At 63.5% G+C, this 22,745-nt stretch carries 21 protein-coding genes; 8 read left to right on the top strand and 13 right to left on the bottom strand.

The window, feature by feature from the left end; genetic code table 11:
• Positions 1 to 137 precede the first annotated feature (137 nt).
• Together MOV74_RS05980 and MOV74_RS05975 are read right to left on the bottom strand one after the other, a co-directional pair.
• The gene (locus MOV74_RS05980; RefSeq protein ID WP_246919003.1) at positions 138 to 2,057 is read right to left on the bottom strand and encodes a tetratricopeptide repeat-containing protein; all 1,920 of its coding nucleotides are present in this window, start codon (positions 2,055 to 2,057) and stop codon (positions 138 to 140) included.
• A 219-nt stretch (positions 2,058 to 2,276) separates the two neighbouring features.
• Positions 2,277 to 3,416, bottom strand: coding sequence for a patatin-like phospholipase family protein (locus tag MOV74_RS05975; RefSeq protein ID WP_246919002.1), 1,140 nt, complete (start codon positions 3,414 to 3,416; stop codon positions 2,277 to 2,279).
• Between the two features lie 402 nt (positions 3,417 to 3,818).
• Here MOV74_RS05975 and MOV74_RS05970 point away from each other — a divergent pair, with 402 nt between their 5' ends.
• Positions 3,819 to 4,976, top strand: a complete 1,158-nt coding sequence (locus MOV74_RS05970) for a DNA/RNA non-specific endonuclease (RefSeq protein ID WP_246919001.1) — start codon at positions 3,819 to 3,821, stop codon at positions 4,974 to 4,976.
• Between the two features lie 63 nt (positions 4,977 to 5,039).
• Here MOV74_RS05970 and MOV74_RS05965 read toward each other — a convergent pair whose 3' ends face one another.
• The gene (locus MOV74_RS05965) at positions 5,040 to 5,639 is read right to left on the bottom strand and encodes a nuclear transport factor 2 family protein (protein WP_246919000.1); all 600 of its coding nucleotides are present in this window, start codon (positions 5,637 to 5,639) and stop codon (positions 5,040 to 5,042) included.
• A gap of 189 nt (positions 5,640 to 5,828) precedes the next feature.
• Here MOV74_RS05965 and MOV74_RS05960 point away from each other — a divergent pair, with 189 nt between their 5' ends.
• The gene (locus MOV74_RS05960) at positions 5,829 to 6,614 is read left to right on the top strand and encodes an energy transducer TonB (RefSeq protein ID WP_246918999.1); all 786 of its coding nucleotides are present in this window, start codon (positions 5,829 to 5,831) and stop codon (positions 6,612 to 6,614) included.
• Positions 6,615 to 6,684: 70 nt separating this feature from the next.
• Here the strand turns inward: MOV74_RS05960 and MOV74_RS05955 are convergent, their stop codons facing one another.
• Positions 6,685 to 7,491 carry a response regulator gene (locus tag MOV74_RS05955; RefSeq protein WP_246918998.1) on the bottom strand — a complete coding sequence of 269 codons (807 nt, stop codon included), beginning with the start codon at positions 7,489 to 7,491 and terminating at the stop codon, positions 6,685 to 6,687.
• 230 nt (positions 7,492 to 7,721) lie between these two features.
• Between MOV74_RS05955 and MOV74_RS05950 the strand changes: the two genes are divergently transcribed.
• Both MOV74_RS05950 and MOV74_RS05945 read left to right on the top strand, forming a co-directional pair.
• A complete protein-coding gene (locus MOV74_RS05950; protein WP_063197653.1) occupies positions 7,722 to 7,955 on the top strand; it encodes a NepR family anti-sigma factor in 234 nt (77 codons plus the stop codon).
• Positions 7,955 to 8,503 carry a sigma-70 family RNA polymerase sigma factor gene (locus MOV74_RS05945; RefSeq protein WP_011090521.1) on the top strand — a complete coding sequence of 183 codons (549 nt, stop codon included), beginning with the start codon at positions 7,955 to 7,957 and terminating at the stop codon, positions 8,501 to 8,503. Before MOV74_RS05950 ends, MOV74_RS05945 begins: the two co-directional genes overlap by 1 nt.
• Positions 8,504 to 8,589: 86 nt before the next feature.
• Here MOV74_RS05945 and MOV74_RS05940 read toward each other — a convergent pair whose 3' ends face one another.
• The 8 genes from MOV74_RS05940 to MOV74_RS05905 all read right to left on the bottom strand — a co-directional run bounded on the left by MOV74_RS05940 (position 8,590) and on the right by MOV74_RS05905 (position 17,715).
• Positions 8,590 to 9,288, bottom strand: coding sequence for a nitroreductase (locus tag MOV74_RS05940; protein WP_246918997.1), 699 nt, complete (start codon positions 9,286 to 9,288; stop codon positions 8,590 to 8,592).
• A 135-nt stretch (positions 9,289 to 9,423) separates the two neighbouring features.
• The gene (locus tag MOV74_RS05935) at positions 9,424 to 10,668 is read right to left on the bottom strand and encodes an acyl-CoA dehydrogenase (protein ID WP_246918996.1); all 1,245 of its coding nucleotides are present in this window, start codon (positions 10,666 to 10,668) and stop codon (positions 9,424 to 9,426) included.
• 122 nt (positions 10,669 to 10,790) lie between these two features.
• Positions 10,791 to 12,035 (bottom strand): acyl-CoA dehydrogenase, encoded by a 1,245-nt coding sequence (locus MOV74_RS05930; protein WP_246918995.1) that lies wholly within the window; start codon positions 12,033 to 12,035, stop codon positions 10,791 to 10,793.
• A gap of 118 nt (positions 12,036 to 12,153) precedes the next feature.
• The gene (locus MOV74_RS05925) at positions 12,154 to 13,281 is read right to left on the bottom strand and encodes an acyl-CoA dehydrogenase family protein (protein ID WP_246918994.1); all 1,128 of its coding nucleotides are present in this window, start codon (positions 13,279 to 13,281) and stop codon (positions 12,154 to 12,156) included.
• Positions 13,282 to 13,396: 115 nt separating this feature from the next.
• Positions 13,397 to 15,268: an AMP-binding protein gene (locus MOV74_RS05920; protein WP_246918993.1), complete on the bottom strand. Its 1,872-nt coding sequence runs from the start codon at positions 15,266 to 15,268 to the stop codon at positions 13,397 to 13,399.
• Between the two features lie 43 nt (positions 15,269 to 15,311).
• On the bottom strand, positions 15,312 to 16,118 hold the full coding sequence (locus MOV74_RS05915) for an enoyl-CoA hydratase/isomerase family protein (protein ID WP_246918992.1): 807 nt from the start codon (positions 16,116 to 16,118) through the stop codon (positions 15,312 to 15,314).
• Between the two features lie 182 nt (positions 16,119 to 16,300).
• Positions 16,301 to 17,059 (bottom strand): SDR family NAD(P)-dependent oxidoreductase, encoded by a 759-nt coding sequence (locus MOV74_RS05910; protein ID WP_246918991.1) that lies wholly within the window; start codon positions 17,057 to 17,059, stop codon positions 16,301 to 16,303.
• Positions 17,060 to 17,112: 53 nt separating this feature from the next.
• Positions 17,113 to 17,715, bottom strand: coding sequence for a TetR family transcriptional regulator (locus tag MOV74_RS05905; RefSeq protein WP_246919017.1), 603 nt, complete (start codon positions 17,713 to 17,715; stop codon positions 17,113 to 17,115).
• A gap of 209 nt (positions 17,716 to 17,924) precedes the next feature.
• Between MOV74_RS05905 and MOV74_RS05900 the strand changes: the two genes are divergently transcribed.
• On the top strand, positions 17,925 to 19,097 hold the full coding sequence (locus tag MOV74_RS05900; protein ID WP_246918990.1) for an acetyl-CoA C-acetyltransferase: 1,173 nt from the start codon (positions 17,925 to 17,927) through the stop codon (positions 19,095 to 19,097).
• Positions 19,098 to 19,211: 114 nt separating this feature from the next.
• Entirely contained in the window at positions 19,212 to 20,756 is a 1,545-nt protein-coding gene (locus MOV74_RS05895; RefSeq protein WP_246918989.1) for an acyl-CoA synthetase, read from the top strand.
• A 98-nt stretch (positions 20,757 to 20,854) separates the two neighbouring features.
• Here the strand turns inward: MOV74_RS05895 and MOV74_RS05890 are convergent, their stop codons facing one another.
• Entirely contained in the window at positions 20,855 to 21,397 is a 543-nt protein-coding gene (locus MOV74_RS05890; protein WP_246918988.1) for a methylated-DNA--[protein]-cysteine S-methyltransferase, read from the bottom strand.
• 130 nt (positions 21,398 to 21,527) lie between these two features.
• Here MOV74_RS05890 and MOV74_RS05885 point away from each other — a divergent pair, with 130 nt between their 5' ends.
• Positions 21,528 to 22,346, top strand: a complete 819-nt coding sequence (locus MOV74_RS05885) for an alpha/beta fold hydrolase (RefSeq protein WP_246918987.1) — start codon at positions 21,528 to 21,530, stop codon at positions 22,344 to 22,346.
• Between the two features lie 2 nt (positions 22,347 to 22,348).
• On the top strand, positions 22,349 to 22,745 hold a 397-nt coding region (locus MOV74_RS05880), incomplete at its 3' end, for an alpha/beta fold hydrolase (RefSeq protein ID WP_246918986.1).

The following is a 22,745-nucleotide window of genomic DNA, read 5'->3' as shown; positions in this document are numbered from 1 at the left end:
ACGTAGGGCGCGACTGTGGTGATGCCAGTCGCGCCTTACTTTTTTTTGCGCTTCGACCGTAAGGGCGGAGGGCGATGACGGTGTTTTCGACGTCCGCCGAGCGGCAGGGATCAAGCAAAATCGCGGCCTGGCTTCGCTTACGTACCGCCGGCCTTCAGCAAGTGCCGCGCGTCGAGTTCGACCGTCTTGAATCCCCAGTCCGCCGCGACATTCACGAGATGGGCCGTGCCCCCGGGGCCGTCGGGATCCTTCTCGCGATTGTAGAGCGCGACCAGCGTCAGGTAACGCGGTTGCGCGGCCAGGGCGCTGAACATCATCCAAAGATTATTCCGCTGCCAGATATCGTAACCCTTTTTGCCGGAGAGCCAGCGCGGCAAATCCTTGGATTCGGCAAGCACGCGAGGCGTCACGCGCTGGCAGAGTTGCTGGTATCGCATCACCCAATCTACCCCGCCGTGATTGACCGATCCGGCCTGGAACTGGGCCTCCGGCAGCGCCAGCATGAGCTGCGTGGGGACGTTGAGCGCGTTGCAGACCTCGTGGAACAGGATATCGCTGCCACAAGCCCCGCCCGCGATGCCGAACGAAACGCCGCCATTCTCGTTCATCTCGTCCTTGACCGCTTTTTCGATCATCTTGCGCGCCGCGGCAACCGCCTCGGGCGTGTTGGGAAAACGCGGGTCGTTCTTGTCCCGGCGGGGCGTGTCGAGCATATGGCCCGTGAAAAGAATGACCCGCACGGGCAGCGCCGCGGGTTTATCCGGCGCAGCCTGGTTCATCTCCCTCAGCGCGGCTTCGACATTTGCCGACAGCACCCCGAGCTCGCGAAACAGCAGGAGATTGCGCCGCACCGCGTCGATTTCGAACGGGCCCGCATTTGCCAGGCCTCTTCGATAGGCGGTCCCGGCTTGTGCCGGCTTCTCGGCCGTGAGGAACGACAGGTCCGCACGGCTGATCTCCTTCCAGATGTCGAATTTCTCGCCCTTCCGCACCACCTTGTCATCGTTGCCGACGGCCAGGTTTAACGCCGCAGCGAGACGACCGGCGCGGCGTTCGCTGGTCTTGAGAGCGACGATCGCCGCGTCCCCGTCATCGAAACTTTCAGCCCAGACATCGGGGAGCGCCTTGGCGAGACCGATCTGGATCGTCAGCATCGCAAGCGCGTTGATCCCCGCATAGAAGCTGTCCAGATCTTCGGCGAAGCCGTCGAGATAATGCTGGATGGCGGAGGCAAGATGAGGCGAGCGGAGGGCCGCCTCGCGTTGCGCATCGGGGGACGCCGCGGCCTGCCAATCGTCAATCCATCGCGTCTTGGCGTTGCTTCCCAGCAGTGAATGTCCTTCGGCGCGGTGAAACCGCCGCTCCGCCGATTCCTTGGGCGTCTCATCGCGATCATTCGGCGGCATCGTGCGAGCGAGGACCCGATTGATCGCCTGTTCCGAACGCGTGATGCAGTCGAGCTTTGAATCGGGACCAAGGGCCCTGGCCGCCAGCTTCTGATAGATCGTGCCCAGACGGTAATTGGCCTGAAAATCGTTGCTGTCCAGGCCGCGAAGCAGTTCGAACGTCTCCTTGGCTCCGGCCAGGGCCTTGATCCGAAATTGCGCGTCGCCAACGATCCGCAATCCCGCGCTTCCCCATTCGAAACCGCGGACCTCCTGAGCGAGCAGCCGCAGGTCTCCGGCGCGACCCGCCTTTTGCGCGATCTCGACCTCTTCCTGGAAATCGAACGGCACGACCATGAGCGCGGCCCGGTCGTGCGGCGTCAGACGCGGGAGCAACTTGAAGACCGGGCTGTCTTTGTTGGTGTCGGCAAGCGTCGCCCTGAGCGACTCGAGAAAGCCAGGGAGCGCGGCGGCAGGGTCCGCCGGATCGTATTGACCATATCGATCGGTCTGAAGATCGAAGGGATACTTGTCCTGCGTATCCTTGGCGCGCATCAGCAGGGTGTGCCGGTCGCGCAAACCGTGCCGGATACCAAGCTCGTAGAACACATTTGCGTTGTGGATGGAGAGGTCGGCGATCACCAGATCGGAGAGCACCAGCAGCCTGAACATATCCTCCCGAATGTTGCCCTGCCGTGTGATCTCGAGCGTGGTGCGGCCTTCAATTCCGGCCGCCGTCAGCGCAGGCGCAATAAGATCCCTTTCCACCCGATCGAAATCGATGCCGCCCTGCGTGCCGAAGGGACGAACGATGAAAGCGCGCGTTACTTCCATGACTAACTTCCTCGGATCTGAATCGGAAGCTACGCCTGAGTACCGGCCGCCGCCGGATCAGCTCGCATCGAAGCAGGGCGGAAAATGTTCCGGCTTGACCTGCTCCTTCGCGGCAAGCCGCCCGATGTCGGCAAGGTCCGCGAGATTGTTCGGATCATCCATCGCCGCGATCTTCGCGACAGATTCCGGCGCAAGATCAAGCTTGACCGTGGTCTTCAGCCAGCCGGGCTCCAGGAGCACGTTATAGCGTGCATAGGTGGCCAGTTGCGGGCCGCTCTGGCTGTCCAGCTTCATATCCCCCAGGGCGCGGTCGATCGCCCATGGCGTCAGGCAGTTCGTCAGCCATTGCAGCATCGACTGATTGACGCGCCCGCAATCATCCATAAGGGATTGCAGCGATCGCAGGCCCTGCTCGGCCGCAGCCATGCCCGTGATCTGTTCCGTCGTGTAAGTCTTCTTGAACGTGCCCGTGCCGATCGAGATCAGCAACAGCTTGTCTCTGCCGGTTGGCCAGCGAAAACCATGGCCATCGAGCGCGGCCAGCATCAGCAATTGCAACGATGGGTCGTTGAAAGGACTCACACCGCCATCGACGAACGCGCCGGCGACGGCGTTTCCATCACGCGAGGAGATGTCGATCTCCTGAGGCTTGAAATAGGTCGGTGCTGCCGTGCTCGCCCGGACCACCTTGGTCAAATGCAACTTGCCGTCCTGCGCGGCATATCGAGCGGCAGGATGGTTGTGCAGCGGCCAGGGACTGCCGGTGTCGAGGCGCTTCGTCATGATCATCAAGCCGGTGCGGATGCGCTCGCTGTCGAGCGTCGTGTCTGCTCCGAGTTGCTCATCGAGTGCATCTTGAAGTGGCTCAGATTTGAACTTCGGCGCCAACAGCCCGAGCCTCCAGAACTCGGCCTGGAAAACATCCGTCCCGATCCCGGTGTAGAGCTTCTTGAGCTGCTCCACCGTCAATCCACAGGCCAGACCGGCCGCAATGATCGACCCCGTCGATGTGCCTCCGATGAGATCGAAATAGTCGCAGAGCAGGAAGTTCGGATCGTTGAATCGTCTCCTGAATTCCCGCTCCATGACTTCAAGATATTCGAGGGAAAGAATGCCGCGTATCCCGCCTCCATCGAGAGCGAGTATCCGCTTCGGTCCGTTCGTGCTGTCCAAATGTTGTTGCTTGGTCTTGGGCATCTGGCCCTCCCAGGCTGCAAAGGCAGCCGATACCGGCTGCAGCAATTCGATGGCTCACAATATTCTCTTATGCGACGGCTACGAAATCTGCCGCCGCATCAAATTCGATCCGACCGTCAATATCGGTCGCTCAAGACAACTATCTTGCATGAAACACAGCCTAAAGTATAGTGGTCTAGATTGCCGGCAGGGAAGAAGGCCAGACCGTCATCGTCATCGTTTCGCGCTGGGATGCAGAAAAAGAATTCCAGATGGCGTGCGGCAGACGCTCGAGCCTTGGCCGAGGCGAAGCAAGGAATTCATGAGCAGCGTCTTGTCGCCACTCAAGACAGAGACGAGCAGTTGCGACCGGTGATTGCCGGTTGAACCGAAGGGGTGTTGCGCTCGACGGGATCAGGTCGCATGGCTGACATTTTCCTGAGCTACACCCACGTCGATCGGCCGCGCGCCCGGCCGATCGTGGATCTTCTTGAAGAGCAGGGCTGGACCGTTTGGTGGGACCGCGGCATCGAACCGGGCATGCCATGGCGGCCCGAGCTCGACGTCGAATTGGCGAACTGTCGAGCCGTCGTCGTGCTGTGGTCGCAGACGTCGACGGCCAGCGAATGGGTTTGTCATGAGGCACGCGCCGGCCTGAAGAAAGGCGCGCTGGTGCCCATACTCCTCGACGAAGACAAATTCCCGACGGAGTTCGCCGCCGTGCAGGCAACCGATCTTTCGCGCTGGAACGGCGAGACAGACCGCACCGAGGTGGAAGCGCTGCTGCGCCGGCTGGCGCGTCTCGTCCCGCCCTCGCGTATCGATACGGTTCGTCCGGGGTTCGATCCGGATTTTCTCGGCAAGACGCGCCCGCTCTCTCTACCCGGCGTGAATGGCGCGGTCGCCGTGTTGCGCTATCTGCACTTCACGGTCGTGATGAATCCGGCGCGTCGGCTCGCGCATTACGTGGCTTACAATTGCGACGGGAGCCAATTCGTCGACGAGCCGCGCAGCGCGGATAAATGGTCGCCCGATCCGCTGCTTCCCCCGTCGTTGCAGATGAATTTACCGTTGCTGCGACAGAGCCCTTACGACCGCGGCCACCTCATGGCCCGCTCGACGGGCTGCTGGGGCGAGCCGCGCGCTGCCTCGATCTCGGCGCGCCAGGCGTTCTACTGGCCCAACGTCGTGCCGCAGCACCAGCGGCTCAATCGGGATTGGTGGCACGCGTTGGAACGGTGGGAGCGTGCAATGGCGCAATCGCGAGGCCGGCTAACAGGCTTCAGCGGGCCAGTCTTCTCCGACGACGATGAAGCCTTCCGCGGCGACGTCGAGTTCGAGCACGGCCTGATCGCGCGCGACACTTTTCGCGTACCGCGGGCCTATTGGAAAGTTACGGTCGTGGCCGTTCCACGCGGCCGCCTTGCTGTCGCAGCCTATCTGATGGACCAGGTGGCGATGGTGGCACAGGACGTTGGCCGCCGGATCGAGATCGGCGACTACCGCGTCACGCTCGCAGATCTGGAAAGGATCGCGCAACTCCGTTTCGAGGCATCCCTGCACGAGGCGGCTGCGTTGTGAGTTTGCCACCGAAGGGACACCCGTGGCCGTATACGCAACGGCGCCCTGCTATCGCTCGAGGCATCAGGAGACCTTCCCTGCCAGCCATATCCGTCCCTCGCCATAGAGCTTCTCCACTTCGGCACCGGTCAGGCCTGGCATGTCGCGCTTGACCTTGTAGCCGATCAGCTCCTGCATGTAGGCGAGGTGGCGATAGCCTTCGGGCAGCGCGGCCAGCGCCTTGGCATCGAGGCGAAGCGTCGCAGCTGGATCGACCGGGTCGATCCGGTCCTTCTCGTAGATCGGCTGGCGGCGGACGATGCCCCATCTGCCCTGCCGCTTCTCCAGGAAATCATAGAAGCGCCCGGTGCAGACGACGTCGCAGAGCACATCGTGCACCGGGGCGCGCTGCGAGATCGTCATCTTGGTCTGGGCGATGGCGCGCTGGCCTGCGAGATCGATGCTGGTGCCGCCGAGGAAATGCAGAATGCGAACGCCCCCGGCAAAGCCCTCCTGGCTGACGCGCATGAAATCCCGCGCCGGCCCCTGAAACCAGGTGGCGGACATCCAGCCTTCTTCGTGCCAGACGGTCGCAAAGCGGTCCCAGTCCCCAGCATCGCGCCAGACCGCCCAGTTTTCGACGAGGTCGCGGATAGCGAGGCGGTCGAGGAGTTGCTGATCCATGGTGCGTTTCTCCCGGCGGCTTGAGGCTGCGATGAATGTCATCGGCCCGACGTATCAACGGGGCAATGAGGTTGGCGTCAAGCGCCTGATGTTTCGCGGCCGTTCGAATTGCCCACAGCGGGGCAAGCGCGATACGAGCAACGGGCCTTGCAATCAACCGGACCGCGATTAATATCCGCAGTGATGCAGATGAAATTCCTTTTGTTGGCCGCGCTTCTCGGATTGCTCGCGGTTTCCCCCGCACGCGCGCAAACAGATTTGCAGACCGAACGCGCGACGGCCTGGAAGGCAAGACTGTCGGCGCACATAGCCAGCTACCGTCAATTTCCGGCTGAAGCACTGGGGCAAACCGGCGAGGTCAGGGTCACATTCGTCATCGACCGGTCCGGCAGGTTGATCTCGCAGGCTCTGGCCGTGAGCACCGGCTCTCGGCCGCTCGACGTTGCCGCGCTGCAGATCGTCGCTCGTGCCCAACCGTTTCCGGCGCCGCCTTCGGAGCTCAAGGATGAGTCACTCACGTTGACAGTGCCGATTGCCTTCAATGGCCGTCAATTCCAGCTGCAACCTTCCGGGCTGGTGCTGAGCAGGCCCGGTCCCGTGCTCACGGAGGCGGATACCATGGCCGCCTGGCGGAAGGTGGCCACTGAACATGTCTGGCGCCACAGGGTGTTTCCTCCGGAGGCGATGGGTCAGATGGGTAATGCTGGCGTCACATTCGTGATCGACCGCTCGGGCACATTGATCTCGCACGCTTTGGTGGAAAGCACAGGCTCCCCGCCCCTGGATGCAGCAGCTCTCAAAATGGTGGAGCGAAGCGAACCATTTCCGAAGCCGCCTCCCGAGGCCAAGGACGACCTCCAGCGGATTACCATCTTCATGACTCTCGACGGCGTGCAACGCTTGGTCGAGCCCGGACCATGGGCGGACGAGGCCAAATTGAAGGCCAAGATCAACAGCGTCTGCCGAGGTTGTTGAACAGGGTGTCGGCAAACAAGAAACGGCGCGCCCTGCGACGCGCCGTCTTCTTGTCGGATCGAGGCTTTGCCTACGCCGCCGGCGCCTTTGGTGTGCGGTTGCGCGAGTTGCGCTGGAAGAACAGCGCCTGGCTCGCCACCGCCGACACCATCGCGGGCTGGAACGGTTTTGAGATCAGGAACGCCGGCTCGGGGCGCTCGCCCGTGAGGAAGCGCTCGGGGTAGGCGGTGATGAACACCACCGGCACTTCGAAGGTGCGCAGCAGCTCGTTGACCGCGTCCAGGCCCGACGAGCCGTCGGCGAGCTGGATGTCGGCGAGGATCAGACCCGGCCGCTTGTTCTTGGCCAGCGCCACCGCATCGGCGTGGGTGCGCGCGACGCCGACGACGTTGTGGCCGAGATTCTTCACCAGGCTCTCGAGGTCCATGGCGATGAAGGTCTCGTCCTCGATGATCAGCACGTCGGTCGCGATCTCGGCCGCCATCTCGCGGCCCGCGGCGTCCGCAAGGCGCCGCGTCTCGCCGACGTCGGTGCCGAGGATGTAACCGACTTCCTCTTCCGAAAATCCCTCCAGCGAGAGCAGCAGGAAGGCCTGCCGCGGCAGTGGAGTGATGTTGGACAGACGCCGCTCCGGCGGCATCGGCAGGGTCGTCACCTCCGAATCGTCGTTGACGGAGACCGAATTCCAGATCTGGGTGAACAGCCGAAACAGGCCGGCGCGCGGCCCATGGCTCTCGTCGAGCACCGCCGGATCTCCCAGCATGGCTTCCAACATGGCTGCGACGTAGGCGTCACCGGAGGCCTGGCTGCCTGTCAGAGCGCGTGCGTACCGGCGCAATAACGGCAAGTGTTCAGCAACAAGCTGTGAACGGGACATCCCCACTCCATTCGTGTTCGGGCCGGCCTTGAGGTCCAATCCTGAGGTCAGGCGTCACGCGGGGGGCCCGGGTTCCCCTGCTGGCTGATTACGCCTCAACCTGAGAAAAGTTCCGTTCGAGCGGGAACTTTTTCTCGAACCTGGAATTGTGCCTAACCAGGGAACGGCTCCCGGTTGAGAAAACCTCTCGAACTTACAGTAACTTAACTCGGGGAAACGTGGAACAGGTCATGAAAGATCTCAAGTCTCAAGCCAGCAGAAGCACGACCCCCGGCAAGGGAGGCCTCACTCCGGAGATACAATCCCGGATCGGGCATCAGTTGCGCGCCATGTATGATGATGTCGTGCGACAAGGGGTTCCAGATCGGTTCGCAGAACTGATCAAGAAGCTTGATGCGCCGGGAGCGACACCCCAATTGGGCGATGAGGGCGGATCCAACGACAACAACAATGGGAGGGATTAATGCCTCTCACGGACTCCCTGCGTAACGACATCCTGGCGGCCGTGCCCAGTCTGCGCGCGTTCGCCATTTCGCTCAGCGGCAATGCGGACCGCGCCGACGATTTGGTCCAGGAGACGCTGCTCCGCGCGCTCGCCAACATCGACTCGTTCCAGCCCGGCTCCAATCTGCCGGCGTGGCTGTTCACGATCCTGCGCAACCTGTTCCGCTCCGACTATCGCAAGCGGCGGCGCGAGGTCGAGGATGCCGAAGGCAACTACGCCAAGACGCTGAAGACACAGCCGTCGCAGAACGCGCATCTCGAGTTCGAGGAGTTTCGCACGGCGCTCGAAAAGCTTCCGCAGGACCAGCGTGAAGCGCTGATCCTGGTCGGCGCCTCGGGCTTCTCCTACGAGGATGCGGCCTCGATCTGCGGCTGCGCAGTCGGCACTATCAAGAGCCGCGTGAACCGCGCCCGCTCGAAGCTCGCCGCGCTGCTCTATGTCGACGGTGCCGAGGATTTTGGGCCTGACGAGACCGTGCGGGCCGTGATCGGCGGCAGCGGCGGCTGACGGCCGGCGTCAAGCGGACCGAAACGAAAACGAAGGCGGCCGCTTCCGCGGCCGCCTTCACGTGTTCGAAAGATGGCGGCCCTCGATCATTCGTCCACGAAGGTCACGGTGTCAGCCACGCCCGCGCGCGAGGTGCGGTAGCTGTTGACCTTGTGGTCGTCGTCGGCATAGCCGAACGAGATGCCGCAGACGACGCGGCGATCGTCGGGCAGATTGAAGTGGCGGCGGATCAGGCCGGAATGCCGCGCGAGTGCGGCCTGCGGAATCGTGCCGAGCCCGAGCGCCTGCGCGGCCAGCATGAAATTGCTGACATAAGCGCCGCAATCGATCGCACCATAAATGCCGAGCGGCTCGTTGGTGTGGACGATCGCGACATGCGGCGCGCCGAAGAAATTGTAGTTCTCCAGCGCCTGCTTGGCGTAGGCGCTTCTGTCACCGCGGGCGATGCCGAGCGTGTTGTAGAGCTGAAAACCGCTTTCCCGGCGGCGCTCCAGATAGACGCCGACATATTCGCGCGGCGGCGTGAAATCGTAGTCGTCGCCGAGACCGCCCGAGGCCTCCTTGTAGATCGCCTGGCGGAAGCGCTCCTTGGCATCGCCGCTGGCGATGACGACCTGCCATGGCTGGCTGTTGCACCATGACGCCGTGCGCTGCGCGGTGGTCAGCACATGCTCGATGGTCGCGCGGTCGACTTCCTTGGGCAGGAAGGCGCGGACGGAATAGCGCTCGTTGAGGAGTTCTTCGAGCACGCCGATGCGGTCGTTCTGGTTGACTTTAGCGTCCATGGATCAGCTCGCGCTCTTCGTAGGGTGGGCAAAGGCGCGTAGCGCGCTGCCCACCGACAGACTTACCCCGGAGCATCTGCATATGGTGGGCACGCTTCGCTTTGCCCACCCTACGAGATACAGCGAGAGGTGAAATCACCGCCCCTTGGTCGGGATCTTGTTGTACGGCACGTCCTTGTCGACGCGGATGTCGCCGGGCAGGCCCAGCACCCGCTCGGCGATGATGTTGCGCAGGATTTCGTCGGTGCCGCCGGCGATGCGCATCGAGGGCGAGGATAGCAGCATCTGCTGGAATTGGCCCTGCACGGTCTCCTCGTCGCTGCCTGTGAGAACACCGGCCGCGCCCTGGAGGTCCATCGCGTAGGTCGCGATGTCCTGAAGCATCATGCCCGACACCAGCTTGCCGATCGAGTTCTCCGGGCCCGGCCGCTCGCCCTTCGAAAGGGCCGAGATGGTGCGGTAGCTGGTGTATTTCAGGCCGCTCGACTTCGCCGCCCAGCTCGCAAGCTTCGAGCGCACGGCAGGATCGTCGATCGCAAGTCCATCCTCCAGCATGAGATTGGAGCAGAACTCGAACATCTCAGGCACGCCGGTCGCAAGCCGCGAGCCGATCGACATGCGCTCGTTCATCAGCGTGGTCAGCGATACGCTCCAGCCCTCGCCGACGGCGCCGAGCCGCTGGCTGTCCGGAATCACCACGTCGGTGAAATAGACCTCATTGAACTCCTGCATGCCGTTGGCCTGCTTGATCGGACGGACCTCGACGCCCGGGCTCTTCATGTCCAGGAAGAACATGGTCAGGCCCTTGTGCTTGGGCACGTTCGGATCGGTGCGCGCGATCAGGAGGCCGTAGTCGGAATAATGCGCGCCCGAGGTCCAGATCTTCTGGCCGTTGACGATCCAATTGTCGCCCTTCTTCTCCGCGCGGGTGCGCAATCCCGCAACGTCGGAGCCGGCCGACGGTTCGGAGAACAGCTGGCACCAGATCTCCTCGCCCGAGGCGAGCTTCGGCAAATAGCGGCGCTTGGCATCCTCGCTGCCGAAGGCCATCACGGTCGGGCCGCACATGCCCTCGCCGATCTGGAACGGCTGCGTCAGCTTGCCGTAGACGCCCTCCTCCTGCTGCCAGATCACGCGCTCGATCGGCGTGGCGCCGCGGCCGCCATATTCCCTGGGCCAGTGCAGGCAGGCCCAGCCGCCTTCGGCCTTCTTCTTCTGCCAGGCCTTGCCGACATCGACGATGTCGTGCTGGGCGAGCCGGATGCGGCCGAGCGAGGATTTTGACAGCTCGGCGTGCAGCTCCTTTGGCGCATTGGCCTCGACCCATTTGCGCGCGGTCTCGCGGAATGCGGCTTCCTGCGGGGTGTCGTCGAAATTCATGGCGGACCTCACAATCCTTGCTCGATGCATAGGGTGGGCAAAGCGAAGCGTGCCCACCACCTTTCGTTCGCGATAGAATTGGTGGGCACGGAGCGTACCGCGCCTTTGCCCACCCTACAGTCTCAACCTCTCCCCTTCGTCGGGATCTTGTTGAACGGCACGTCCTTGTCGACCCTGATATCGCCGGGCAGGCCCAGCACCCGCTCGGCGATGATGTTGCGCATGATCTCGTCGGTGCCGCCTTCGACGCGGGTGCCCGGCGCGCGCAGCAGCATCGCCTGGAAACGGCCGGCGAGCTCGGCATCCTCGCCGCTGACCACGCCGTTCGCACCCTGCAGATCGAGCGCGTAAGTCGCGACATCTTGGATCATCGAGCCCGCCACCAGCTTGCCGATGGAGTTCTCCGGCCCCGGCCGCTCGCCTTTCGACAACGCCGAGATCGCGCGCATGCTGGTGTACTTCAGCCCGCTCGCCTTTACCGCCCAGTTGGCGAGCTTCGAGCGCACCGCGCGATCCTCGATCGCCGGGCCGTCGTCGAGCATCAGGCTGGAGCAGTACTCGAACAATTCAGGGAAACCGGTCGAGACAGCCGCACCGATCGCGCTGCGCTCATTCATCAGCGTGGTCAGCGAGACATTCCAGCCGTCACCGACCTCACCGAGACGTTGATGGTCGGGAATGCGAACGTTGGTGAAATAGACCTCGTTGAAATCCGAGGCCCCGCTGGCCTGCTTGATCGGCCTGACCTCGACGCCGGGGCTCTTCATGTCCAGGAAGAACATGGTGAGGCCCTTGTGCTTGGGCACGGTTGGATCGGTGCGGGTGAGCAAAATGCCGTAGTCGGAATAATGCGCGCCAGAGGTCCAGATCTTCTGGCCGTTGATGACCCAATCGTCTCCGTCCTTTTCCGCGCGCGTGCGCAGGCCCGCGACGTCCGAGCCGCCGGCGGGCTCGGAAAAAAGCTGACACCAGACCTTCTCACCGGAGGCGAGCGGCGGCAGATAGGTGCGCTTATGCTCCTCGCGCGCGAACGCCATCATGGTTGGCCCGCACATGCCGTGACCGATGATGAACATGCGGGACAGCTGGCCGAACGGCCCCTCTTCCTGCTGCCAGATCACGCGTTCGATCGGCGACGATCCGCGCCCGCCATATTCCTTCGGCCAGTGCAGGCAGGCCCACCCGGCGTCGGCCTTCTTCTTCTGCCAGGCTTTTGCGACCTCGAGAATGTCGGCATTCTTGAGCACGGTGCGGCCGAGCGAGGACTTTCGCAGCTCCTCTTCATATTGCTTGGGCGCGTTCGCCGCGATCCAGGCGCGCGCAGTGGCACGGAATTCGGCTTCCTGCGGGGTGTCGTCAAAGTTCATGGTCTTTTCTTTCTGTCATTCCGGGGCGCGCGCAGCGCGAACCCGGAATCTCGACGTTATTCACTCATCTCGGGATTCCGGGTTCGCCGCTTTGCGGCGCCCCGGAATGACGACCACGTCACGCCGCGTTCTTCTTGCGCATGCGGTCGATCAACTGATCTTCCCAATAGGACAGGCTGCCGAGGCCGAGCGCCATGGCATTGGCGCGGCGGTAGTACATGTGGCAGTCGAACTCCCAGGTGAAACCCATGCCGCCGTGAACCTGGATGTTGTTCTTGGCGCAATGCTGGAACGCCTGCGTCGCGCTGATCCGCGCGGCGGCCGCGGCTTCGGGCAGTTCGGCCGCATTGGTCGAGAGCGCCCAGGCACCGTAATAGCTGTTGGAGCGCGCCAACGTCGCCGAGACATACATGTCGGCCAGCATGTGCTTGACCGCCTGGAACGAGCCGATCTGGCGGCCGAAGGCGATGCGGTCGAGCGCGTAGTCGCGGCCCATCTCCAGCGCGCGGTCGGAGCCGCCGACTTGTTCGAACGCGCACAGCACCGCGGCACGATCGAGGACCTGGGTGAGGATGCTCCAGCCTTCGCCGGCTGCGCCGAGCGGCTCGGCCTTGCAGTCTTTGAAGGTGAGTTCGGCCTGCCCGCGGGTCGGATCGAGATTGGTCAGACTCTTGACCTCGACGCCGCCGGCTTTGAGATCGACCAGGAACAGCGAGATATCGCTGTCGCGACCGCTCGAACCGTTGCGCGCGGCGACCACCGCGAAATCGGCGACGGCGCCGTCGGCAACCGGCTTCTTGACGCCGTTGAGCAAACCGTTCGCACCAGTGAGCTTGACGTTCTTCGGCGACGGATTGCCCTTGCCCTCGAACAGCGCCAGCGTACCGATCGCCTCGCCCGAGGCAATCGCGGGTAGCCATTTCTTCTTCTGAGCGTCGCTGCCCGCGATCAGTAACGTTTCGGCGGCGAGATAAACCGTCGAGGAGAATGGCACCGGCGCATTGGCGCGGCCCATTTCCTCTGCAATCACACAGAGCTCGAGATGGCCGGCGCCCGCGCCCCCGAACTCTTCAGGGATCGCTACGCCGAGAAAACCCATCTCCGCGAGGCCTTTCCAGAGCTCCTTGTCGTAAGGCGCCTTGCCGTCGAGCACGACGCGTACGGCCTTGGGCGAGCATTTTTCGGCGAGGAACTTGCGCGCCTGATCGCGGAGCTGTTTCTGATCGTCGGAGAAATCAAAGTTCATGGCGGGCTACCTTTGTTTATTCGTTGTCATTTATTGGCACCGTCATTCCGGGGGCGCGCGGAGCGGCTGCGCCTTGCGGCGCATCCCGGAATGACGAGGTGAGAGAGAGGCGCACTCATCGCAGCACGATCACGTCCTCATCCGGCTGATCCGCATAGAGCCGCTCCACCAGCGCGGCGCGGCGCTCGAGGCCGGCGCGCTGGTTGATGTAGCCCTTGTCGGTGAGCTCGTTGCCGTCGATCGAGGGCGGCTCGACCATCAGCATCGCGCGCGCGATGATGCGGCTGCTGGCGCCCTCGCATTCCCTGTTGTGCGCTTCCAGACCACGCCTGAAACAGGCGAGCACCTCGGGATGCTTCACCGCTTCCGCAAAGCTCAGATCGGGATTGCCGACGAGTTGCCGGCAGGCATGCAGGTTCGGCCAGGCCAGCAGACCGATGAACGGACGGTCCTGCCCCGCGACCAGCGCGTCGTGCACCACGGGCGTCGCCGCAGCGATCGCGTCGGTCCGGAGTGAGCCGACATGCACGAAGGTGCCGGTGGTCAGCTTGAAGTCTTCCACCACGCGACCGGCGAAGATGATGCCCTTCACCGCATCGGCATCGTCGACGAAAATGCCGGCGTCGCCGATACAGTAGAACCCTTCCTCGTCGAACATCTTCTTCGTCAGATCAGGCTGGCCGAAATAGCCCGGCGTGACGTTGACGCCGCGCAGACGCAGCTCGTACTTCGAGCCGCACGGCACCATCTTCAACTCGACGCCGGGGAACGGCAGGCCGATCAGGCCGACGCGCTCGGTATCCCAATAGGTGCCGGTCGAGGTCGGCGCGGTCTCGGTCGAGCCCCAACCGGTGTAGAACACGATGCGCTCGCCGGTCGTCTTGACCGCGAGGGCCTGCATGCGGTCGTAGAGATCGTCGGGCAACCTCGCACCGCCATAGGCCATGATCGAGAGATTCTTGAAGAACGAGCGGCAGAGCGCATCGTCCTTCTCCATGGCGGCTGCGAGCGCGGCATAGCCGGCGGGCACGTTGGCGTAATAGGTCGGCGAGATCTCGCGCAGGTTTCGCAGCGTCTCCTCGAACTGGCCCGGCATCGGGCGGCCGTCGTCGATATAGAGCGTGCCGCCATCGACCAGGATCGGGTGGAAAGCCGCATTGCCGCCCATGGTGTGATTCCAGGGCATCCAGTCCAGCATGGTCGCGACAGGACCATCAGGCGAACGCGGCCGCACCTGCATCATCATCGCGGCATTGGCGCACATCATCTGCTGCGTGTTGATGACGGCCTTGGGCATGCCGGTCGAGCCTGATGTGAACAGCAGCTTGCCGACGGTCTGTGGCGTGATCTGTGCGATGGAGGCGTCGACTTCGGCAGTCACCGGCGTTGCCGCAAGCTCGGCAAAGCTGACGCTCTTGATGCCGTCGCAGGGTCGCGCGACGTGAACGACGGTGACGCCGGCGAGATCGAGCGCCTTCAGGGCCTTCTCGAAGGTCGGGCCGTCCTGCACCATCACCACGGCCGGCTTGATCAGGTCGAACAGGTACTTCAGCTTGACGTGATCGTGGCTCATCAGGGAATAGGCCGGCGACACCGGCGCCGCGGGCGAACGCGCCTGCATCGCGGCCTGCGTCATCAGCGCATGCTCGATCGAATTGCCGGAGAGGATCGCAACGGGGCGACCATCGAGATCGAGATTGAGCAGGGCTTGCGTCAGAGCATCCACCGTGCGCTTGGCTTCGCCATAGGACACCTTGCGCCATTCGCGGCTTGCGCCGCCGCGCTGGGCAAGCCAGATGCGTTCCGGCGCTTCCTTCGCCCACCTCGCCAGCGAAGCTGGAATGTGGTTCTCGTAGGCTTGCAGTGGAATGCGCGACTTCAGCACCACCGTGCCGTCGGCGCGCCGCTCGACGTCGATGTCGCGTGCGAGCCACTCGATCTTGCGAAAGGCGGGCTTCGTCATCACAGCCGCCGCGCTTCCACTCATTTTGCGTCTCCCGGAATTATCGTCCTTTGCGGATCGTTCTGGTTCAGCGCTTGATATAGACAGGCTTTCGCTTCTCAAGGAAGGCCCTGACGCCTTCCGAAAATTCCTCGGAACGGCTGCACAGGACCTGGTTGCGGTCCTCCATTGCGATCGCAGCTTCCAGCGAGCCGGCATCGACGCTGATGTTGAGGCATTCCTTGGATAGACGCAGGCCCACGGGCGAAGCCGTGATCATTGCCTCGATATACGGCTCGGCCGCCTCAGCGAGTTGGTCCTCGTCAACGACCTCAGAGACCAGACCGACCGCCAGCGCGCGCTCGGCGCCGATGAAGCGACCGGTGAGGATCAGTTCCGATGCCACGGATACGCCGACAAGGCGCGGCAGAAAGTAGCTGGTGCCGATGTCGCAGCCGCCGAGGCCGAGCTTGATGAAGGCACAGTTCATCCGAGCCGATTTCGTCGCGATACGGATGTCGGAGGCAAGCGCCAGCGCAAAACCGCCGCCGGCCGCCGCGCCCTGCACCAGCGCGAGGATCGGCTGCGGGCAGCGACGCATCAGCATCACGATGTCGGCAATGCGGCGCTGCGAGTCGAGCGACTCCGTGACGCCAGGCGGCTCCTGCTGTCCCGCGCGGCGAGCCATTGCCGCCTTGAGATCGAGGCCCGCGCAAAAATTCTTGCCAGCCCCCTTCAGCACGACGACGCGCGTGTCGCGATTGCGCTGCAGCCCCTGGAAATAGACGTTGAGCGCGTCGATCAGCGCGGGGTCGAGGGCGTTGAGGCTAGCCGGGCGATTGAGCGTCACCCGATCGACGCCGTCGTCATGCTCGATCAGCAGCGGTTGGGACATGGGGGCCTCGCACTTGCCGCGCGTGAGATGGCTATTATTGCGCCCTCTCCCCTTGTGGGAGAGGGCATGCACGCTGTGAGCCCAGAGTTCGCTTGGGCGAGGGGTCTGTCTCCGCGGAGAGAAACCCCTCATCCGCCTTGCCTTCGCAAGGCACCTTCTCCCACAAGGGGAGAAGGAAGTAGCTACCGCGGCGCCATGCGGATCGCGCCGTCGAGGCGGATGGTCTCACCGTTCAACATCGGGTTCTCGACGATGTGCACGGCGAGCGAACCGTATTCGGCGGCATCTCCGAGGCGCGAGGGATGCGGCACCTGGGCACCGAGGCTCTTGCGCGCCTCTTCGTTCAGACCCATCAAGAGGGGCGTGAAGAACAGGCCAGGCGCGATGGTGTTGACGCGGATCTTCTGGCTGGCAAGATCGCGCGCGGCCGGCAGGGTGAGGCCGACGACACCGCCCTTCGAAGCCGAATAGGCGATCTGGCCGATCTGGCCTTCGTAAGCGGCAACTGAGGCGGTGTTGATGATGACGCCACGCTCTTCACCGACGGGCTCGATCGTGACGAGACGCTCGGCGAACAGGCGCAGGCAGTTGAAGGTGCCGATCAGGTTGACGTTGATGATGCGCGCGAACTTTTCCAAGGGATAGACCCCGTCGCGACCGACGATGCGCTGCGAGCCGCCGATGCCGGCGCAGTTCATCAGCACGCGCGCGACGCCGTGCGCGGCTTCCGCCTTGGCGATCGCCGCCTTGATCTGCTCTTCGCTGGTGACATCGGCGTGTAGCGCAATGCCCTTCACTTCGGCGGCGACCTTCTCGGCATTGTCCTTGTTCTGGTCGATCACGCCGATCTTGGCGCCCTTGGCCGCCATGGCGCGAGCGGTCGCCTCACCGAGACCCGAACCACCGCCGGTGATGAGAACGGATACATCTTTCAACTGCATGCTTGTACCTTTCCTTGGGCGTTTCTTCTCTGGACTTTGGGCGTTCAGCCGGATCATCCGGCAGCGACAGCTTCCTCGGCTTGCATGAGGATGCCGCCGCAAATCAGCGTTTCCATGTGTTTGATGTATTGCCGGCAGACGTCGTCGGTGACCGGGCCGACGCCGGTCGCGCGAGACATCGCATGCCGGCCGAAGAACAGATGATCGCAGGCGCCGATCAGGCTGGTGTAGAACAGCACCGGATCGGTCTGCCGGAACTCACCGCGGCTGACACCGTCGGCGAGCAGGCGGCGGTGGAAATCGAGCAGAGGCGCGACGAAGAACTTCGAGACTTCGTCGGCCGAGCCGGCGCTGGTTTCATGCAGCAGATAGTGGATCAGCCGGTTCATGTAGGGGAACCGGTGATAGGCCCGGATGATGCCGCCGATATGCAGCTTCAGCTTCGCCGTGGCCGTGATCGGCTGCGCCAGCAGATATTCGAGATTGGACATCTCGGTTGCGGCGTCCCGCGCGAGCAGCGCAAGCAGCAGGCCGTCCTTGTTGCCGAAGTGGTATTTGACCAGCGCGGCGTTGGCGCCCGACTTTTGCGCGATGTCGGAGAGCGAGATCTCGATCGAGGAGCGTTCGATCATCAACTCGCTCGCGGCCACGAGCAATTTCTCCGCCGTGGAATTCTTCCCGCTGGGGAGCCTGTTCGGTACGCTGGTGGCCACGGAAGATCCCTGTTCGCCGCTCGAAGCGGGGCGCAGATAAGCCCAAGCAGCGCCTCATCACAAGAGTTAATTGATCGATTGACTAAACGATCGCCCGTCCCTTAAATCCGTCCCCGACAACCAACCCAATCAAGAATTCAGGGAGAGACCGAATGGCCGAGGCTTACATCGTCGCCGCTGCGCGCACCGCGGGCGGGCGCAAGGGGGGCCGCCTCGCCGGCTGGCATCCGGCCGATCTCGCCGCCAAGGTGTTGGACGAGCTGGTCGATCGCACCAAGGTCGATCCCGCCTTGGTCGAAGACGTGATCATGGGCTGCGTGATGCAGGTCGGCGAGCAGTCCAATAACGTCGCGCGCAACGCGATCATGGCGTCGAAATTGCCGGAGAGCGTGCCGGGCACCTCGATCGACCGCCAATGCGGCTCCTCGCAGCAGGCGCTGCATTTCGCGGCCCAAGCCGTGATGTCGGGCACCATGGACGTCGTAATCGCCGCCGGCGTGGAATCGATGACGCGCGTGCCGATGGGCCTTTCGTCGCAGCTTCCGGCCAAGAACGGCTTTGGCAATTACAAGAGCCCGGGCATCGAGGCGAAGTATCCCAACATCGTGTTCAGCCAGTTCACCGGCGCGGAGATGATGGCCGAGCGATACGGCCTCTCCAAGGACGAGCTCGATCAGTATTCCTACAACAGCCATCAGCGCGCGATCGCGGCGACGCAAGCCGGCCACTTCAAGAAGGAGATCGTGCCGCTGGAGATCACCCGGGCCGACGGCTCCAAGGATACCCACCACATCGACGAAGGCATTCGCTTCGATGCCACACTCGAAGGTATCAAGGGCGTCAAGCTGATCGCCGAGAACGGCAAGCTCAGCGCCGCCAGCGCCAGCCAGATCTGCGACGGCGCCTCCGGCGTCATGGTGGTGAACGAGCGCGGGCTGAAGCAGCTCGGCGTCAAGCCGCTGGCGCGCATCCATCACATGACCATGATGGGCGGCGATCCCGTCATTATGCTGGATGCGCCGCTGCACGCGACCAAGCGCGCCCTGGAGAAGGCCGGCATGAAGATCGGCGACATCGACCTGTTCGAGGTCAACGAGGCCTTCGCCTCGGTGCCGACCGCATGGCTGAAGACCACCGGTGCCGATCCGGAGCGTCTCAACGTCAACGGCGGCGCGATCGCGCTCGGCCACCCCCTCGGCGGCTCCGGCACCAAGCTGATGACCACGCTGGTCCACGCCCTGCACCAGCGCGGCAAGCGCTATGGCCTGCAGACCATGTGCGAAGGCGGCGGCATGGCGAATGTGACGATTGTGGAGCGGCTGTAGGAAAGACAAGAGCGAGTAGTGAGTGGCGAGTAGCGAATGGTGACTAGGCGAAGAGCGGCTCTGTTCCTCCCTACTCGCAATTCGCTATTCGCCATTCGCGCTTGAGGAAACGCCATGACCCACCCCTCCATCCACGCAAAGACCACGCCGAACAAGATCGCCTACCAGATGGCCGGGACCGGCAAGGCGATCACCTATCGCGAGCTCGACGAGCTTTCGAACCAGGGCGCACATCTGTTCCGCTCGCTCGGGCTGAAGGCCGGTGACCACATCGCGCTGTTGATGGAAAACCGTCTCGCCTTCATGGAGCTGTGCTGGGCCGCACAGCGCAGCGGGCTCTATTACACCGCGATCAGCCGCTATTTGAAGCAGGACGAGATCGACTACATCATCGCCGATTGCGGCGCCAAGGTCGTGATCACCACGCCGAAATGCGCCGACCAGATCAAGGGCCTGATCAAGAGCGCCGCCGGCGAGCCGATCTTCTACATGATGGACGAGCCGCTGCCCGGCTTCCGCTCCTACGACAAGGAAGCCGCCGCGCAGCCGACGACGCCGATCGCCGACGAGGTCGCCGGCTACGACATGCTGTATTCGTCCGGCACCACCGGCCGGCCCAAGGGCGTCAAGAAGGCGTTCGAGGGCAAAGCGATCGACGAGCCGAATCCGCTTCTGCGCGTGCTCTGCGCCGACATGTGCGGCATGAACGCCGACAGCACCTATCTGTCGCCGGCGCCGCTCTATCACGCGGCCCCTTTGCGCTTCAACATGATGGCGATCGTGCTCGGCGGCACCTCGATCATCATGGAGCACTTCGACGCCGAAGATTTCCTGAAGCTGGTCGAGAAATACAAGGTCACGCAGTCGCAGCTCGTGCCGACCATGTTCGTGCGCATGCTGAAGCTGCCGGACGACGTTCGTACTAAATACAACGTCTCCACGCTCAAAGGCGCCATTCACGCCGCCGCTCCGTGTCCGGTCGACGTCAAAGCAAAAATGATCGAGTGGTGGGGACCGATCCTGATCGAGTATTACGCCGGCTCGGAGGGCAACGGCGTCACTGTTTGCAGTTCGCCGCAATGGCTGGAGCACCGCGGCAGTGTCGGCCGCGCCGTGGTCGGCAAGATCAAGATTCTCGACGAGAACGACGAGGAGCAGCCGCTCGGTGAGATCGGCACGGTCTATTTCGCCGACGCGCCCGCCTTCACCTATCACAACGACCCCGAGAAGACGAAGAAGGCCTACAACGCCAAGGGCTGGTCGACGCTCGGCGACGTCGGCTATCTCGACAAGGATGGCTTCCTCTATCTCACCGACCGCAAGTCCTACATGATCATCTCCGGCGGCGTGAACATCTATCCGCAGGAGACCGAGGACGTGCTGATCACCCACCCTGAGGTCGCCGATGTCGCGGTGTTCGGCGTGCCGAACGAGGAGATGGGCGAAGAGGTGAAGGCGGTGGTGCAGCCGCACGACATGAGCCGCGCCGGCAAGGCCTTCGAGGCGGACCTGATCGCCTACTGCAAGGGCCGCCTCTCCGCGATCAAGTGCCCGCGCTCGATTGATTTCGAGCCCGAGCTGCCACGCACGCCGACCGGCAAGCTGGTGAAGCGGCATCTGCGCGACAAATATTGGCCGAAGACGGCCGCGAAGATCTAGCGGAATTCGTAGGGTGGATTAGCGAAGCGTAATCCACCTCTTTTCGTGCGGCGCCAGAAGTGGTGGATTACGCCTTCGGCTAATCCACCCTACAAGCCTCAATCGAACAAACTCGGCGTGTGGTTCACGAGCGCGCCTTCGATCTCGAGCATCTTCAGCTTCGTCACCACGCCGCCATTGGCCGAGAAACCGCCGGGCTTGTTGCCGGCGGCGAGCACACGATGGCAGGGCACGACGATCGGACACGGGTTGCGGCCGAGCGCCTGACCGACGTCGCGCGACAGCTGGACGCCGCCGAGCTGCTTGGCGATATCGCCATAGGTGACGGTCCTGCCCGGCGGGATCGCGCGGGCGATCTCGTAGACGCCGCGGTTGAAGTCGGGCACCCCGTCCAGATCGAGCGGGATGTCGGTGAGGTCGTCAGGCTCGCCCGCGAGCAGCTTGACGATCCGATCAATCGCCTGCTGCACCTCGGCGGTCGGCTCGGCTTCGGTCGCCTCGGCATGGCGCTGGCTGATGCGGGTGCGGATCTTCTGCTCGCCGCCCATCGGCAATTGCGTGCCGTTGATGCCGCGCGGGCCCCAGGCGATGGCGCAGAGGCCGATCCTGGTGTCGAACAGGGCAAAATGCTGGTCGGTCATCGCTTGGTTCCTGGCTAGCGTCGCATGCCCCAGTTTCATCTCCCGCCAAATCTAGGCTTGGAAATAGTTGCGATCCACCCGGTTTCCGGGAATCTTGCACAGGAGTTCCGCCCCGCCTCGCGAGTCCAGAATGCAAAGCCTCCACGTCAACGGTTACGACATGCCCTATCTCGACGTGGGCGAAGACAGAGGCCGCCCGCCGCTGGTCTGCGTGCACGGCTCGCTGAACGACTTCCGAGTCTGGGGTTGCGTGCTCGGGCCGCTGACGCAGCGGCACCGGGTGATCGCCGTCAGCCTGCGGCACTTCTTCCCGGAACGCTGGGACGGCCTCGGTGACACCTATTCGATCGCCCAGCATGTCGAGGACGTCATCGCCTTCATCGAGCAGCTGGACCTCGGCCCCGTCGACCTGATGGGCCATTCCCGCGGTGGCCACATCTGCTTCCGCGTCGGGCAAGCCCGCCCCGATTTGTTGCGGCGGCTGATCCTGGCCGAGCCCGGCGGTGAGCTCGATGCGAGCCTCGATCCGGATTATGTAGGCGGCCCCTCGCCGCTGCTGGCGCGCTTCACCGCCTCGGCCGAGAAGATCGCGGCCGGCGATGTCGACGGCGGCCTCGCCGTCTTCGTCGATACGCTGGAGGGCGCCGGCACCTGGCCGCGGCTGCCGGCGATGGTGAAGCAGAATCTGCGCGACAATGCCATGACGCTGATCGGCCAGGTCCGCGACAATCGCCCGCCGTTCTCGAAGGCGGATGCGGAGGCGATCAAGATGCCGACGCTGTTCATCCTGGGCGCGCGAACCAAGGGGCTGCTGCCAAAGGTGCTGCATGCGCTCGCCGCGCATGTGCCCTATTCCAAGACGGCGGTCATCCCGAACGCGACGCATCCGATGTTCGAGCAGGCGCCGCAAAAATTCTCCGAAATCGTCCTGGATTTCTTGGCGAGCTGATCATGCAGACATTCCGCGTCAACGGTTACGACATGGCCTATCTCGAAGTCGGCGAGGGCCCGCCGCTGGTCTGCGTACACGGCACGCTCGGGGATTTCCGCACCTGGTATTCCGTGCTCGGCCCGCTGTCGAAGGCCCATCGCGTGATCGCGGTCAGCCTGCGGCATTTCTTTCCCGAGCATTGGGATGCCGTCGGCGACGATTACAGGATGGCGCAGCACGTCGCCGACGTGGTTGCCTTCATCGAGCAGGTGAGGCCCGCACCCGTCGACCTCATGGGCCATTCACGCGGCGGCCACATCGCATTCCGCGTGGCGCAGGCGCGGCCGGATCTGCTGCGAAAGCTGGTGCTGGCCGAGCCGGGCGGCGATCTCGATGCCAGCCTGCCGGTGCCCGAAG

It is taken from the genome of Bradyrhizobium sp. SHOUNA76 (assembly GCF_023006445.1).
Classification (GTDB): domain Bacteria; phylum Pseudomonadota; class Alphaproteobacteria; order Rhizobiales; family Xanthobacteraceae; genus Bradyrhizobium.
This window is presented reverse-complemented; position numbering and strand designations above follow the sequence as displayed.